The sequence below is a fragment of the Pseudomonas sp. DTU_2021_1001937_2_SI_NGA_ILE_001 genome (assembly GCF_032463525.1).
In the GTDB taxonomy this organism is placed as follows: Bacteria; Pseudomonadota; Gammaproteobacteria; order Pseudomonadales; family Pseudomonadaceae; genus Aquipseudomonas.
The window spans coordinates 3,176,171-3,191,246 of sequence record NZ_CP135971.1 but is presented as its reverse complement, the minus strand read 5'-3'; the positions used below and the strand labels follow the sequence as shown (position 1 = coordinate 3,191,246).

Below are 15,076 nucleotides of genomic sequence, written 5' to 3'. Positions count from 1 at the left end.
GGAAAATCACCGCAGGTGAAATGCCCCGTAATGCTCCGGACCTTATTGCGCGCTGCTTTTCTCGCTGAGCTTATCGGCCAGGCGGACGAATGCTGAAAGGTCGAGTTGCTCCGGGCGCAGGCTGCCGTCCACGCCGGCGGCCTCGATCTCTTCGCCGCTGAGCAGCAGCTTGAGGGTATTGCGCAGGGTCTTGCGGCGCTGGTTGAAGGCCTCGCGGACGATGCGTTCGAGCAGCCGGTGGTCCTTGGCTGGGTGTGGCAGGGTCTCGTGTGGCACCAGGCGCACGATGGCCGAGTCGACCTTCGGCGGCGGGTTGAACGCACCGGGGCCGACGTTGAACAGGTGTTCCACACGGCAGTGGTACTGCACCATGATCGACAGGCGACCCCAGTCGCCGCCGCCGGGACCGGCCGCCAGACGCTCGACCACTTCCTTCTGCAGCATGAAGTGCATGTCGCGGATCAGCGCGGCGTTGTCCAGCAGGTGGAAGATCAGCGGCGTGGAGATGTTGTACGGCAGGTTGCCGACCACCCGCAGGCTGTGCGGCTCTGCGCCCAGGCTGTTGAAGTCGAACTTCAGCGCGTCGCCCTGGTGCAGGTTGAAGTTCGGCTTGCCGGCGAACTGGCTGTTGAGGATCGGCACCAGGTCTTTGTCCAGCTCGATCACGTCCAGGCGTGCGCCGCTGCCCAGCAGGCCTTCGGTGAGGGCGCCCTGGCCCGGGCCGATTTCCAGCATGCGGTCTTCAGGGCGCGCACGGATGGCGCGCAGGATACGGTCGATGATGCCCGCGTCGTGCAGGAAGTTCTGCCCGAAACGCTTGCGCGCCCGGTGTTGGTATTGCTCGGTCATGAATGGGTCTCGGCCATCTGGTAGGCGGTTTGCAAGGCGACCTGCAGGCTGCCGGTGTCGACCTGGCCGCTGCCGGCCAGGTCGAGGGCGGTGCCATGGTCGACCGAAGTGCGGACGATGGGCAGGCCCAGGGTCACGTTGACCGCAGCGCCGAAGCCCTTGTACTTGAGGACCGGCAGGCCCTGGTCGTGGTACATCGCCAGCACGGCGTCGCAATGCGCCAGATACTTGGGGGTGAAGAGGGTGTCGGCCGGCAGCGGGCCCTGGAGGTCCATGCCCTCCAGGCGCAGGCGCTGCAGGGTGGGCTCGATGATGTCGAGTTCCTCGCGGCCCAGGTGCCCGCCTTCGCCAGCGTGCGGGTTGAGCCCGCAGACCAGGATGCGCGGTCGGGCGATGCCGAACTTGCCGACCAGGTCGGCGTGCAGGATGCGCGTGACGCGCTCCAGGCGCTCGGCGGTGATGGCATCGGCCACTTCGCGCAGCGGCAGGTGGGTGGTGACCAGCGCCACGCGCAGGTCGCCGGTGGCCAGCATCATCACCACCTGTTCGGTGGCGGTGAGGTCGGCAAGAAACTCGGTATGCCCTGAAAAGGCCATGCCGGCGTCGTTGATCACGCCCTTGTGCACCGGGGCGGTGATCATCCCGGCGAACAGCCCGTTCAGGCAGCCGTTGCCGGCGCGGGTCAGGGTTTCCAGGACGAAGCCGGCGTTGGCGGTGTTCAGGTGCCCGGCGACAACCGGCGCGCCCAGCGGCGTATCCCAGACGTACAGGCTGCCGGCCGGCGCCGGGGTGCTTGGCAGGGCTTCAGGGCTGACGCTGATCAGATTGACGGCCAGCCCCAACTGCACGGCCCGCTCGGTGAGCAGGGCGTGGCTGGTGATGGCGATCAGGGGGTGTGGCTGGGGTTGCGCGGCGAGCAGCAGGCAAAGGTCAGGGCCTATGCCGGCCGGCTCGCCGGGCGTCAGCGCGAAGCGCCGTGGCTTCACTTCTGGGCCTGGGCGGCGCCAGGCAGCTTGATTTCGACGTACGCTTCATCGCGGATCTGGCGCAGCCAGGTCTGCAGCTCTTCGTCGTACTTGCGGTTACGCAGGATGTTCAGTGCCTGTTGCTCGCGAGCCTGATTGGTGGCGTCGGTGGAGCGACGGCCCAGGACTTCCAGGACGTGCCAGCCGTACTGGGTCTTGAACGGCTTGGACAGCACGCCTTGCGGCGTTTCGTTCATGACCTGGCGGAACTCGGGAACCAGCGAGTTGGGGTCGACCCAGTTCAGGTCGCCGCCGTTGAGCGCCGAGCCCGGGTCTTCCGAGAAGCTCTTCGCCAGTTCGCCGAAGTCTTCGCCGGCCTGGATGCGGTCGTAGAGTTTCTGCGCCAGACGCTGGGTCTCGGCCTCACTGCGGATCTCGCTCGGTTTGATCAGGATGTGGCGTACGTGGACTTCGTCACGCAGCTGCACCTGACCTTCACCGCCGCGCTTTTCCAGCAGCTTGAGGATGATGAAGCCGCCTGGAGTGCGGGCGGGCGGCGTGACTTCGCCAGGACGCATGGAGCTGAGCATGTCACCGAACGGTGGGGGCAGTTGGCCGGCTTTACGCCAGCCCATGTCGCCGCCGTCCAGGGCGTTCTCGGTGGCCGAGTTGGCAATGGCCAGCTGGCCGAAGTCGGCACCGCGCTGCAGTTGCGCGTAGATGTCCTGGGCCTTGCTGGCAGCCTTCTGGATGTCGCTGGAGGAAGCGCTGTCCGGAGTGGCGATCAGGATGTTGGCCAAGTGCAGGTCTTCGGACATCTGCGCCTTGCCCAGGTCGGAAGCGAGGAAGTTTTTCACTTCCTGCTCGGAAACCTGGATGCGCTCGGCCACGCGGCGCTGGCGCACGCGGCTGATGATGATCTCGCGACGGATCTGCTCGCGGGCATCGTTGTACGACAGGCCGTCGTGGGCCAGGGCGGCGCGGAACTGCTGCAGGGTCATGCCATTGCGCTGGGCGATGGTTTCGACCGCGGAGTTGAGTTCTTCGTCGCTGATTCGGATGCCGGCACGGTCGCCCATCTGCAGTTGCAGGTTTTCCAGGATCAGGCGGTCGAGGGCCTGCTGTTGCAGGGCCTCGGCGGGTGGCGTACCACCGCCACGCTTGGCGATGGTCTGCTGGACTTCGCGTACGCGCTGGTCAAGCTGGCTCTTCATGATCACATCGTTGTCGACGATGGCCACGACGCTGTCGAGCGGCTGCACGGCAGCGTGGGCCGCGCCGCTCAGCAGGAGGGCGCCCAGCATCAGCGGGCGCAGGCAGTCAGAAAGCTTTGTCTTCACGTTCACGATAACCTTGGATGCCTTTGTCGAGGAAGCTCTCTACCTTGGCGCCGGTGACGCCGCCGAGACCTTTCAGCACAATTTGGAGGAATATGCCGCGGTCGCCTTTTTCGTTCTGAGGCGCTTCCTGGCTGAATTCGTCGTAGTCGACCCAGTAGCGGTTGATCAGACGCAGCTTCCAGCAGCAGTTGTCGTATTCGAAGCCACCGAATGCCTCGATGGTGCGGGCACGGTTGTAGTCGTACTGCCAGCGGCTGATCAGGCTCCACTGCTCGACGATCGGCCAGATGACCGAGAAGTCGTGCTGCTCGATCTTGTAGTAGTCCTTCACGTAGTTCGGATCGCCCGGGCTGCCGTAGTCGCCGCCGCCCACGCTCCACTTGCCGGTGGTCTGGTCGTAGCGGACCAGGTCGTTGCGGTAGCGGTAGCCGACGTTGACGATCTTGCCGGGGTTCTCTTCAGGCTGGTAATGGAACATCGCGCTGCCGGAGCGGGTGCTGTGGCTGTCCGGGTCCCAGTTGAAGTCGGACGAGAAGCGCCAGTCGCGGTTGAAGCGGTATTCGTATTCCAGGGCGTAAGGCGACACGTCGGCCTGGGCGTCCTTGCGGTCGGCGAAGACGACGCCGGGCAGCTGCACCTTGCGGTCGGCGAAGTACACGGCCTGGCCGATGCTGAAGCGCTGACGTTCGAAGCCGTTGTCTTCAATCCAGCGGTTGGTCACGCCCAGCGACAGTTTGTTCTCGTCACCGATGCGGTCGGAGCCGACGAAGCGGTTGTCACGGAACAGCGACGAGTAGTTGAACGTGGTTTCGGCGGTGTCGAAGACCGGGATGTCGGTCTGGTCTTTCTCGGGTACGTAGAGATAGAACAGGCGCGGTTCCAGGGTCTGGCGATAGTTCTTGCCGAACAGCTGGGTGTCGCGGTCGAAGTACAGGCCGCTGTCGACGCTGAACACCGGCACGCTGCGGCTCTCGGTGCTCTTGTACTGCTCGTCGGGCAGCAGGGTGGCCTGGCCGCGACCGTCGAGGTCCAGGTCGTACTGGGTGTAGACGTACTTGAGCTTGGGTGTCAGGAAACCCCAGGTCCAGTTCATCGGCAGGCTGACCGATGGCGCCAGGTTCAGGCGGTCGCCGTTGGCACGGGCCAGGCCGGTGACGTTGTTGTCCAGGCGCGGGCTGGCGTTGCCGTTTTCGTCGATGAAAGCACCGCTGCGCAGGTCACGCTCGAAGCGCACCAGTTCTGTCTGGTAGTCGAACTGCAGCCCGCCCGGGTTGTAGGGCAGGGTGCCGTTGAGGGTCAGCTGCGGCAGACGGTTGTACGGGGTGATGTTGGCAACGGTGGCCAGCTTGTACGCCTGGGCGTTGAGCTGCGCGGTGTAGCTGTCGCCACGGTAGGTCAGCACGCCCTGCTGGTTGACGAAGTCGGTGCGGCTGACACCGATCTGGTCGGTCTGCAGGTCCTGGAAGTAGTACGGGTCGCTGATGTCGGTGTAGTCGACCTTGGTCGACAGGCGCGAATCCAGGCCACCCTTGTGCTGCCAGTTGACCATCCAGCGGGTCTTGTCGTAGTCCGTCTGCAGTTTGCGATCGTCGTCCTCGTCGTTGAGGTACGCACCGCCGACCTGGCCTTCGCTGCTCTTGGTCAGGTAACGGAATTCGCCTTCCATCAACAGGCCGCGCTTGGTCATGTAGCGCGGGTAGAGCGTGGCGTCGTAGTTCGGCGCCAGGTTGAAGTAGTACGGCGTGACCAGCATGAAGCCGGTCTTGCTGGTGCTGGCGATGGTCGGTGGCAGGAAGCCGGACTGGCGACGATCGTCGATCGGGAAGTAGATGTACGGGGTGTATAGGACCGGAATGTCCTTCACCCGCAGGGTGACGTTGGTCGCGGTACCGAAACCGGTGGCCGGGTTCAGCGTGACGTTGTTGCCCTTGAGCGTCCAGGCGTTGCTGCCCGGTTCGCAGGAGGTGTAGGTGCCGTCCTTGAGGCGGATGATCGCGTTCTCGGAGCGCTTGGCGTACAGCGCGTTGCCGCGCACGTTCGACTTGTGCAGCACGTATTCGGCGTTGTCGATCTGTGCTTCGCCGGTGTCCAGCTGCAGCTCGGCGTGGTCGCCGACGATCAGCGCGCCCTTGTCGCGCAGACGCACGTCGCCGTTCAGTTCACCGCGGTTCTCGGCCTGGTGCAGCGAGGCTTCCTGCGCCTCGACCTGCATGCTGCCCTGGCGCATGACGACGTCACCGGCAAGGGTCGCGACCTGCTGTTCCTGCTCGTAGCGCGAGGCCTTGGCGCCGATGAAGGTCGGGGCTTCGCTCTTGGGCGTGGTGTCGTCCATGCCTGGGCGGATGGGCTCGATGTAGGCGCCGGCGCAATACGGGGCGGTTTCGGCGAGCTGCGCCGGAGTGAGCTTTTCACGCGGGACCCAGTCGAGATGGCTGTAGTCGGCGCTGCGCGACTTCAGGGCCTTGCCCTTGGCTTCGGTGACCAGCACGGGCTTCGGCTCGCTGGCCGACGCTGCGCTCGATGCTTCAGCGCCGCTGGAGCTGACCGCCGTGGTGCTGTGTGCAGGGCGAGGCGGCAATGGCGCGGCACTGGCGCTGGCTTTCGGAGCGCAGTTCCAGGCTCCCGAAGCCGACACCGAACAGTCATACTGTTCGGCGGCAACCACATACGAGGTAGCCAGAGGTTGCATGGCCAGCAGACTGCCGGTTACCAGCAACGGAAATTTTTTACGAAACGCGGGGGATTTCAATGCCATCTTATTAGTCCGGGCTTCCTGCGCGCCATCTGCCCGCGGGGGGCCGCACGCCTTCTCGATGGGCTGAAAAAGATCCCGGATGATAAAGCATGACCCGCTTGACGGCTAGCGCCGTCGGAGACCCTTGTAATGCCCGATCAAGATATACGCCTGCAAAAGCTCGAAGACTGGCTCGCCGGGGAGTTGCCTGCACTGTTCCTGCGTAACGGCTGGGGTGAAGTCCCCGCGGCCAGCCTGACCGCCGCCAGCAGCGACGCCAGTTTCCGCCGCTATTTCCGTTGGGACGGTGGTGGCCGCACGTTGATCGTGATGGATGCGCCGCCGCCGCAGGAGAACTGCCGGCCGTTCGTGGACATCGATCACCTGCTGGCCAGCGCCGGTGTCAATGTGCCGGTGATTCACGCCCAGGATCTGCAGCAGGGCTTTCTGCTGCTCAGCGATCTGGGGCGCCAGACCTACCTGGAGGTGATCGACGCCGAGAATGCCGACGCCCTGTTCAGCGATGCCCTGGACGCGCTGCTGGCCTTCCAGCGCCTGCCCATGGATGCACCGTTGCCCAGCTACGACGTGGCCCTGCTGCGCCGCGAGCTGGAGCTGTTCCCCGAGTGGTACGTGCAACGGCATCTGGGCCTGACCCTGAGCGCCGAGCAGCAGGCGGCCTGGCAGCGGGTCAGCAGCCTGTTGATCGACAGCGCGCTGGCGCAGCCCAAGGTGCTGGTGCACCGCGACTACATGCCGCGCAACCTGATGCACAGCGAGCCCAACCCAGGCGTGCTGGACTTCCAGGATGCGGTGTACGGCCCGGTGACTTATGACGTGACCTGCCTGTTCAAGGATGCCTTCCTGAGCTGGCCCGAAGAGCGCGTCGTCGGCTGGCTGCGCCAGTACTGGGAGCGCGCGGGCGAGGCCGGCATTCCCGTGCAGGCCGAGTTCGACGAGTTCCGCCGTGCCAGTGACCTGATGGGCGTGCAGCGCCACCTGAAAGTCATCGGTATCTTCGCGCGGATCTGCCACCGTGACGGCAAGCCGCGTTACCTTGGCGACGTGCCACGTTTCTTCTCTTATATAGACACCGTGCTGGCCCGCCGTCCGGAGCTGGCGGAACTGGCACAATTGCTGGCCGAACTGCGCCATCACGCTGCAACGCCGGCCTGAGTGCCGGCCCTGTCCCAATACTCGCCAATTGGGCTGTATGTGACAGGGTGGGAGCGGCTTCAGCCGCGAAATGGCGAGAGCGTTCACCGCATCGGCTGTGAACATGACTTCGCGTCGCGGCTGAAGCCGCTCCTACCAGGCCTGACTGACCCGTATTGGACCCTGGCCCGAACCTGAAGAGAGCTGCATGAAAGCGATGATTCTCGCCGCCGGCAAAGGCGAGCGAATGCGTCCCCTGACGCTGACCACCCCCAAGCCGCTGGTGCGTGTCGCCGGCGTACCGCTGATCGAGTACCACCTACGGGCGCTGCGTGTCGCTGGCGTCCTGGACGTGGTGATCAACCACGCCTGGCTCGGCCAGCAGATCGAAGACTACCTGGGTGATGGCCAGCGCCTGGGCCTGAGCATCCGTTATTCCCCGGAAGGCGAGCCGCTGGAAACCGGCGGCGGTATTCACCGCGCCTTGCCCTTGCTCGGCAGTGAGCCGTTCGTGGTGATCAACGGCGATGTCTGGACCGACTACGACTTTGCGCGCCTGCGCGGGCAGCAGAGCGGCCTGGCGCACCTGGTGATGATCGACAACCCGGCGCACCACCCCGAGGGCGACTTCTGTCTGCTCGACGGCCAGTTGCGTGACGATGGCCCGGTCGCCTCGCGGCTGACTTTCAGCGGCATCTCGGTGCTCGACCCGGCGTTGTTCGCCGGTTGCCAGCCGGGCGCCTTCAAACTGGCACCCTTGCTGCGCCAGGCCATGCAGGCCGGGCAGGTGAGCGGTGAGCACTTCCGTGGGCAATGGGTGGATGTCGGCACCCACGAGCGTCTGGCCGAAGTCGAGCGGCTGCTGGCGGAGCAGCGCTGATGCTCTGGCCGGGAACCCTGATCGGTGCCGGTGCCGGCTATGCCATCGCGAGCATTCCCGGGGCTTTGCTCGGCGGCATGCTGGGCCAGGTGCTGGACCGTCGCCTGAAGCTCTACAGCTGGGCGCATATCCGCGAGAAGCTGGGTGGACGCCCGGCGATTCGTGACGAGGATCTGCTGTTCGTGCTGCTGGGGCGCCTGGCCAAGAGTGGTGGGCGTGTGGAGCCCAGCCATATCCATCAGGCGCGGGCAGAGATGAGCAGCCTGCGCCTGGACGACAGTGCCCAGCGCCAGGCCATCCAGGCCTTCAATCGTGGGCGCGACGGTGACGAGGGGCTGCGCAGTTACCTGCGCCGCCTGCGTGGCGAGCCACAAAGCGCCGAAGCCCTGCTGCGCGCCTGCTGGCGCATGGCCTGGGCGGACGGCAAGGTCGGGCGTGTCGAGCAGGAAATGATCAATGCCTGGGGGCAATGGCTGGGCTGGTCGGCGTTGCGCCTGCAGGCCCTGGCTGACGAGCATGACCCCATGAAGCGCAAACGGGTCAGCCCGGGGGATGCCTACCAGCAGGCCCTGGCGCTGCTCGGGGTGGCCGATGATAGCGAGCCGCAGGCCATCAAGCAGGCCTATCGGCGCCTGCTCAGCCGTCATCACCCGGACAAACTGGAAGGTTCCGGCGCCAACGCCTGGCAGGTTCGCGAGGCGACGGAAAAGACCGGCGAGTTGCATGCCGCCTACGTGCTGATCAAGGCGCGGCGCGGCTTCCGTTAAACGCAATACTGATCGATCAGACCGTTGGAGCGAGCTTGCTCGCGATCAAGTCGTCATGTTCCCCACAGTAGGAGCGGCTTTGCCAGCTTTTCGCGAGCAAGCTCGCTCCAACAAGTTGAAGAGCGCGTGCTCGACGGTCGTTGTGGTTAATTGTCGCCTGCTTCCGGCTGCACCCAGCCACGCACGCGGCGGAACAGCTGTTCCTGTTCGGCGTCGCTGGTGCCGGCCATGTTCACCAGGCCGACCTGTGTATAGCCTGCGCCCTTGCTGCGCCGGCTGACCTGCAGGCGTTCTTCGGCGGCGCGGGACAGCGGGTTCTTGTAGACGAAGTCGGCGGTCTGGATCTTCAGCGCTGGAATGACGCTGGTCAGCGACGGCGAAGCGGCGGCCGGCTCACTGGCGGCGATCATCACCAGTTTCTGCACTTGTACGCCGGGTCGTTCGCTGACGTAGCGCGCAGCCCAGTAGGCGCCGCTGCCGTGGCCGGCCAGCACGATGCTGCGTGCCTTGTTCTGCCGGGCGAAGGCGATGGCGCTGTCGAGGCGGCTGAAGATCTGTTCGGCCTGCGCCTGGGCCAGCACCTGGGCGGCGGCAGCCTGATCGGCATCGGCCTGTTGGCGGCTCTGGTCATCGGCCGGAGCGTCGCTCTTACTCTCGGCGGGCTTGCCTTCAGCGCTGGCGGGGCTGGCGTCTGCTTCGCGGGGTTGCAGGGCCGGGTCCTGGATGTCGGGCATGGCCAGGCTCAGGGTCGCCCAGCCAACATCGGGAAACTTGCGGCGCAGCGGGCCGACCACGTCGGGCCAGTCTGGCGACTGGTCGGCACCCGGCACGATGATTACCGCGCCTTGCGGGTCCTCGGTATTGGCCGGGCGCCACAGCGCGAGGAACTCTGTACTGCCGGCTTGCAGGCGTTGCAGCTCTTCGGCCGGCAGCCGACGCGCCAGTGCCTGGGCTTCCTCCTCTTCGCGAGGCAGCAGCGCCGGGCGCTCGGCAGGCGTCTGGGCGGCGGCATCGCTGGCAGGGGCGGGATCGGCAGCCATCGCGGGCAGGGTGTGCGTCAGGCTCAGTGACAACAACAGCGCGGGAAACATTGCGCGAATGGTGTAGGACATTGGATATTCCAGGGCCAAAATCGATACCGGCTGCCGGACACGGCCGTCAGCGTGAACAAGGGTAAGCCTGCCCGACAGGGGAACAGACGGGAATGAAGCGTTGATGATAGCGGTTGTGCGTGGATTTTTTATCGGCAGTCTGACGCTGCTCTTGATGCTGGCCAGCAGCCTGGCGCGGGCCGATGAGCCCGAGCCGACCGCGCTCGCACCGCTGACCCAGGCCCAGCGCGACTGGCTGAACCAGCACGGGCCGCTACGCGTGGGCCTGGTGCTGCGCGCGCCCTATGCGCAATTCGACCAGCGCCTGCAGCAGCTTTCCGGCGCCAACGTCGACCTGATGAATGCGGTCGCCGCCGCCCTGCGCGTAGAGCTGTCGTGGCGCACCTACCCGGACCAGGCGGCGATGGAGCACGCTCTTGGCGCGGGTGAGCTGGACCTGGCGCCGGGGCTGATGCAGACCCCGGCCAGCCTGCGCCACTGGCTGTTCTCTGATCCCTACCTGCGGGTTTCGCAACTGCTGGTGGGCGAGCGCGATGGCAGCGGCACTGTCGACCTGGAAACCCTCGACCCGCGCTCGCGCGTGGTGGTGCGCATGCCCAGTGCCACGGCCGAATACTTGCGCAGCAACTTCCCGAACCTGAACCTGCAAGGCGTGCCGCTGGAGCGCCAGGCCTTGCAATTGCTGCTCAGCCAGCAGGCCCGATATGCCGTGGTGGACGAGGCGCAGCTGAGCCGGCTGTTCCGCGAGCCGGAGTTCGCCGGCCTGGCCATCGTCGGCGACATCGGCCTGCCACAGCTGCTGCGCATCGCCTCGCGGCGCGACTCGCCGGAACTGGCAGCGATCCTCAGCGAAGCGCTGCTGGCCATTCCGGCCAAGGAGCTGGACCAGTTGCACAGCCGCTGGATGCCCCTGACGTCGTCGCGCTTCACCGAATCCACCGGGTTGTGGAAGAACCTCTGCCTGTTGTTGCTGGTGCTGTGCCTGGGCTGCGCGGCCCTGGTGATCTGGCAGCGTCGTGCGCAACACAAGCTGGAGCAGGAGCTGCTCGACGCCCGCGACGACATCGCCCGACGCCTGGCCAACGAAGAAGCCCTGCGCCTGGCGCAGTTCTCCATCGACCAGAGCACGGTGGGCATTCTCTGGGTCAACTGGGACAGCCGGGTGCGCTATGCCAACCGGGCGGCCGAGACAATGCTCGGCTACCTCGCCGGGCAGGTGGTGGATCGGCCGCTGATCGACTTCGACCCCGGGCTGCACATGGACCGCTGGCTGAACCTGTGGCGCGCCGCCCGCTCCAGCGAAGACAGCCCGCTGGTGTTCGAGACCAACTGCGTGCGCGCCGATGGCAGCGTGCTGCCGACCGATGTGTCGTTGAGCTTCCTGCGCTTTCGCGAGGCCGAATACCTGGTGGTGTTCCTCAACGACGTGAGCGAGCGGCGGCGTGCCCATGAACAGCTGCGCGAGCTGTCGGCGCACCTGGAAAGCGTGCGTGAAGAAGAAAAGGCGCGTATCGCCCGTGAGGTGCACGATGAACTGGGGCAGATGCTGACCGTGCTGAAGCTGGAAACCTCCATGTGCGAGCTGGCCTATGCGGATCTGGACCCGGGCCTGGGCGAGCGGCTGACCAGCATGAAGCGCCTGATCGCCCAGCTGTTCCAGCTGGTACGTGACGTGGCCACGGCGCTGCGCCCGCCGATCCTGGATGCCGGTATCGCCTCGGCCATCGAGTGGCAGGCGCGGCGTTTCGAAGAGCGTACGCAGATCCCCTGCCTGGTGGACGTGCCGGACAATCTGCCGGCCCTGAGCGATGCGCGTGCCGTCGGGCTGTTCCGTATCCTTCAGGAGGCGCTGACCAACGTCATGCGCCATGCGGCGGCGCATTCGGTGCAGATAAGCCTGACCCTGGTCGATGACCTGCTGTGTCTGAGCATCGCCGATGATGGCAAAGGCTTTGACCCGGATGCCGAGCGCCCGGCATCCTTCGGCCTGGTCGGCATGCGCGAACGCGTGCTGATGCTCGGCGGGCGACTGGAGCTGGACAGCGAGCCGGGCGAGGGCACAACCTTGCATATTCATATTCCCTTGAACCCCAGGCAGGAGTGAGCCCCGTGATCCGTGTACTCGTGGCCGAAGACCACACCATCGTGCGCGAAGGCATCAAGCAGCTCATCGGCCTGGCCAAAGACATGCTGGTGGCTGGCGAGGCGAGCAATGGCGAGCAGTTGCTCGATACCTTGCGTCATGTGGCCTGCGAAGTGGTGTTGCTGGACATCTCCATGCCCGGCGTCAACGGCCTGGAGGCGATCCCACGCATTCGCGCCCTGGCCAACCCGCCCGCGATCCTGATGCTGTCGATGCACGACGAGGCGCAGATGGCCGCCCGTGCCCTGAAGGTCGGGGCCGCCGGTTACGCCACCAAGGACAGCGACCCGGCGCTGCTGCTCACCGCCATTCGCCGGGTGGCGGGCGGGGGCCGCTACATCGATCCGGCACTGGCCGACCGCATGGTGTTCGAGGTGGGGCTGACCGACAGCCGTCCGCTGCACTCACTGTTGTCCGAACGTGAGTTCTCGGTGTTCGAGCGTCTTGCCCAGGGCGCCAACGTCAACGACATCGCCCAGCAACTGGCGTTGAGCAGCAAGACCATCAGCACCCACAAAGCGCGGCTGATGCAGAAACTCAACGTCAATTCCGTGGCCGAACTGGTCAAGTACGCCATGGAGCACAAGCTGCTCTGAGCGGTGCATATCCATAAGCGACACGCCTGTGGAAAGCGCCAGGATCAAGAGGGAGCAGGGCTCTTCGTGGTCCAGGCAGTTCCTGCAGTCAGGGGCATATCCATGCGCGCCATGCGTGTAGGGCGTTCCCTACAAGACGCCTTCCAGCCCGCCTAGCTCATTCTCTCCCGGCCCCCGATTTGCCTGGCCTATGGCCTGCACTAGTCTTGAACGCATGCAGTCATAGTCATAACAAAGGTGTGGGTAATGAGCGACGTCGATTCAAGCGCTGGGGCCAAAGACGTTCTGGTCAGCTTTCGTGGTGTGCAGAAGAGCTACGACGGCGAATCACTGATCGTCAAAGACCTGAACCTGGACATCCGCAAGGGCGAATTCCTGACCCTGCTCGGCCCCTCGGGCTCGGGCAAGACCACCAGCCTGATGATGCTGGCCGGCTTCGAAACGCCGACCGCCGGGCAGATTCTTCTCGCTGGCCGGGCCATCAACAACGTGCCGCCGCACAAGCGCGACATTGGCATGGTGTTCCAGAACTACGCGCTGTTCCCGCACATGACCGTGGCCGAGAACCTGGCCTTTCCGTTGTCGGTGCGCGGTCTGAGCAAGACCGACATCGGCGAGAAGGTCAAGCGTGCCCTGGGCATGGTCCAGCTCGACGCCTTCGCCCACCGTTACCCGACCCAGATGTCCGGCGGCCAGCAGCAGCGTGTGGCCCTGGCCCGCGCCCTGGTGTTCGAGCCACAGCTGGTGCTGATGGACGAGCCGCTGGGGGCGTTGGACAAACAGCTGCGCGAACACATGCAGATGGAGATCAAGCACCTGCATCAGCGCCTGGGCGTGACCGTGGTCTACGTGACCCACGACCAGGGCGAGGCGCTGACCATGTCGGACCGCGTGGCGGTGTTCCATCAGGGCGAGATCCAGCAGATCGACGACCCGCGCACGCTCTACGAGGCACCGAAGAACACCTTCGTGGCCAACTTCATCGGCGAGAACAACCGCCTCAATGGCCGCCTGGTCAGCCAGGACGGCGAGCGCTGCGTGGTCGAGCTCAGCCGTGGCGAGAAGGTCCAGGCGCTGGCGGTGAACGTCGGCCAGCCAGGCGACCCGGTGACCCTGTCGATTCGCCCCGAGCGCATCAGCCTCAACGGCCGCAGCGAAAGCTGCGCGAACCGCTTCTCGGGACGCGTCGCCGAGTTCATCTACCTGGGTGACCACGTGCGTGTCCGCATGGAAGTGGCCGACAAGAACGATTTCTTCGTGAAACAACCGATTGCCGAACTCGACCCCGCCATGCGCGTAGGCGATGTCGTACCGATCGGCTGGCAGACCGAGCACGCCCGCGCGCTCGATCCGCTGGAGCAAGTGCACTAAACCTTATAGAGACGAAGCATCGTCCCCCTTTGCATAACCAACACTGCCCGTGGAGAGAAGAATAAATGCTCAAACCATTGAAGTTCACCGCTATCACGCTGGGAATGATGTGTGCAGCGCACGCCATGGCAACCGACCTGACGGTCATTTCCTTCGGTGGCGCCAACAAGGCTGCCCAGGAAAAGGCCTTCTACGCGCCGTGGGAAAAAGCGGGTAATGGCAAGATCATCGCCGGCGAATACAACGGTGAGATGGCCAAGGTAAAAACCATGGTCGACACCAAGAGCGTGTCGTGGGACCTGGTCGAGGTCGAGTCCCCGGAGCTGGCGCGCGGCTGTGACGAAGACATGTTCGAAGAGCTGGACCCGAAGATGTTCGGCAAGGCTGAGGACTACGTGTCCGGCGCCATCACCACCTGCGGTGCCGGCTTCTTCGTGTGGTCCACCGTGCTGGCCTACAACGCCGACAAGGTGTCCTCCGCACCGACCAGTTGGGCCGACTTCTGGGACGTGAAGAAGTACCCGGGCAAGCGTGGCCTGCGCAAGGGCGCCAAGTACACCCTGGAATTCGCCCTGATGGCCGACGGCGTCAAGCCGGCTGACGTCTACAAGGTACTGGCCAGCAAAGACGGCCAGGATCGCGCGTTCAAGAAACTCGACGAACTCAAGCCTTACATCCAGTGGTGGGAAGCGGGCGCCCAGCCGCCACAGTATCTGGCCTCCGGCGACGTGGTCATGAGTTCGGCATACAACGGCCGGATCGCCGCGGTGCAGAAAGAGAGCAACCTGAAGGTGGTCTGGAACGGCGGCGTGTATGACTTCGACGCTTGGGCCATTCCGAAGGGCTCGAAGAACGCCGAAGCGGCGAAGAAATTCATCGCCTTCAGCCTGCAGCCGCAACAGCAGAAGACCTACTCGGAAAACATCGCCTACGGCCCGGCCAACACCCAGGCAGTGCCACTGCTGGACAAGAACATCCTGGGCGACATGCCGACCACCCCGGAAAACATCAAGGACCAGGTGCAGATGAACGTGGCGTTCTGGACCGACAACGGCGAATCCCTGGAGCAGCGCTTCACCGCTTGGGCCGCCAAGTAATACCCCTGACCCCGGTCAGACCCTGGAGTGCTCCCCACCAGGGGGGCACTCCTCTCGTTCAAGGATT

Annotated in this window: 12 protein-coding genes; 7 read left to right on the top strand and 5 right to left on the bottom strand. The window is 65.0% G+C overall.

Annotated features, from left to right (window positions below; all coding sequences use genetic code 11):
- Window positions 1-42: 42 nt before the first annotated feature.
- From rsmA to RRX38_RS13660, 4 genes are read right to left on the bottom strand one after another with little or no spacing between them, the layout of a single operon-like run.
- On the bottom strand, window positions 43-849 hold the full coding sequence (gene rsmA / locus RRX38_RS13675; RefSeq protein WP_315959575.1) for a 16S rRNA (adenine(1518)-N(6)/adenine(1519)-N(6))-dimethyltransferase RsmA: 807 nt from the start codon (window positions 847-849) through the stop codon (window positions 43-45).
- Window positions 846-1,835: a 4-hydroxythreonine-4-phosphate dehydrogenase PdxA gene (gene pdxA / locus RRX38_RS13670; RefSeq protein WP_315959574.1), complete on the bottom strand. Its 990-nt coding sequence runs from the start codon at window positions 1,833-1,835 to the stop codon at window positions 846-848. The genes rsmA and pdxA overlap by 4 nt, the downstream gene beginning before the upstream one ends.
- A complete protein-coding gene (locus tag RRX38_RS13665) occupies window positions 1,832-3,154 on the bottom strand; it encodes a peptidylprolyl isomerase (RefSeq protein ID WP_295476185.1) in 1,323 nt (440 codons plus the stop codon). Before RRX38_RS13665 ends, pdxA begins: the two co-directional genes overlap by 4 nt.
- The gene (locus RRX38_RS13660; RefSeq protein ID WP_315959573.1) at window positions 3,135-5,909 is read right to left on the bottom strand and encodes an LPS-assembly protein LptD; all 2,775 of its coding nucleotides are present in this window, start codon (window positions 5,907-5,909) and stop codon (window positions 3,135-3,137) included. Before RRX38_RS13660 ends, RRX38_RS13665 begins: the two co-directional genes overlap by 20 nt.
- Before the next feature lie 129 nt (window positions 5,910-6,038).
- On the opposite strand from RRX38_RS13660, the gene RRX38_RS13655 reads away from it, so the two are divergent.
- The 3 genes from RRX38_RS13655 (at window position 6,039) to RRX38_RS13645 (ending at window position 8,690) form a co-directional block, all read left to right on the top strand.
- Window positions 6,039-7,064 (top strand): aminoglycoside phosphotransferase family protein, encoded by a 1,026-nt coding sequence (locus tag RRX38_RS13655; protein WP_315959572.1) that lies wholly within the window; start codon window positions 6,039-6,041, stop codon window positions 7,062-7,064.
- Between the two features lie 187 nt (window positions 7,065-7,251).
- On the top strand, window positions 7,252-7,923 hold the full coding sequence (murU, locus tag RRX38_RS13650; protein WP_315959571.1) for an N-acetylmuramate alpha-1-phosphate uridylyltransferase MurU: 672 nt from the start codon (window positions 7,252-7,254) through the stop codon (window positions 7,921-7,923).
- Window positions 7,923-8,690, top strand: a complete 768-nt coding sequence (locus tag RRX38_RS13645) for a TerB family tellurite resistance protein (RefSeq protein ID WP_295476192.1) — start codon at window positions 7,923-7,925, stop codon at window positions 8,688-8,690. The genes murU and RRX38_RS13645 overlap by 1 nt, the downstream gene beginning before the upstream one ends.
- Window positions 8,691-8,836: 146 nt before the next feature.
- Here the strand turns inward: RRX38_RS13645 and RRX38_RS13640 are convergent, their stop codons facing one another.
- A complete protein-coding gene (locus RRX38_RS13640; RefSeq protein ID WP_315959569.1) occupies window positions 8,837-9,802 on the bottom strand; it encodes an alpha/beta hydrolase family protein in 966 nt (321 codons plus the stop codon).
- A 103-nt stretch (window positions 9,803-9,905) separates the two neighbouring features.
- On the opposite strand from RRX38_RS13640, the gene RRX38_RS13635 reads away from it, so the two are divergent.
- The 4 genes from RRX38_RS13635 (at window position 9,906) to RRX38_RS13620 (ending at window position 15,009) form a co-directional block, all read left to right on the top strand.
- The gene (locus RRX38_RS13635) at window positions 9,906-11,906 is read left to right on the top strand and encodes a sensor histidine kinase (protein ID WP_295476196.1); all 2,001 of its coding nucleotides are present in this window, start codon (window positions 9,906-9,908) and stop codon (window positions 11,904-11,906) included.
- 5 nt (window positions 11,907-11,911) lie between these two features.
- Window positions 11,912-12,541, top strand: coding sequence for a response regulator transcription factor (locus tag RRX38_RS13630; RefSeq protein ID WP_295476198.1), 630 nt, complete (start codon window positions 11,912-11,914; stop codon window positions 12,539-12,541).
- Window positions 12,542-12,787: 246 nt separating this feature from the next.
- Window positions 12,788-13,912 carry an ABC transporter ATP-binding protein gene (locus RRX38_RS13625; protein WP_295476200.1) on the top strand — a complete coding sequence of 375 codons (1,125 nt, stop codon included), beginning with the start codon at window positions 12,788-12,790 and terminating at the stop codon, window positions 13,910-13,912.
- A 65-nt stretch (window positions 13,913-13,977) separates the two neighbouring features.
- A complete protein-coding gene (locus RRX38_RS13620) occupies window positions 13,978-15,009 on the top strand; it encodes an ABC transporter substrate-binding protein (protein ID WP_295476202.1) in 1,032 nt (343 codons plus the stop codon).
- The last annotated feature ends 67 nt before the right edge of the window (window positions 15,010-15,076 follow it).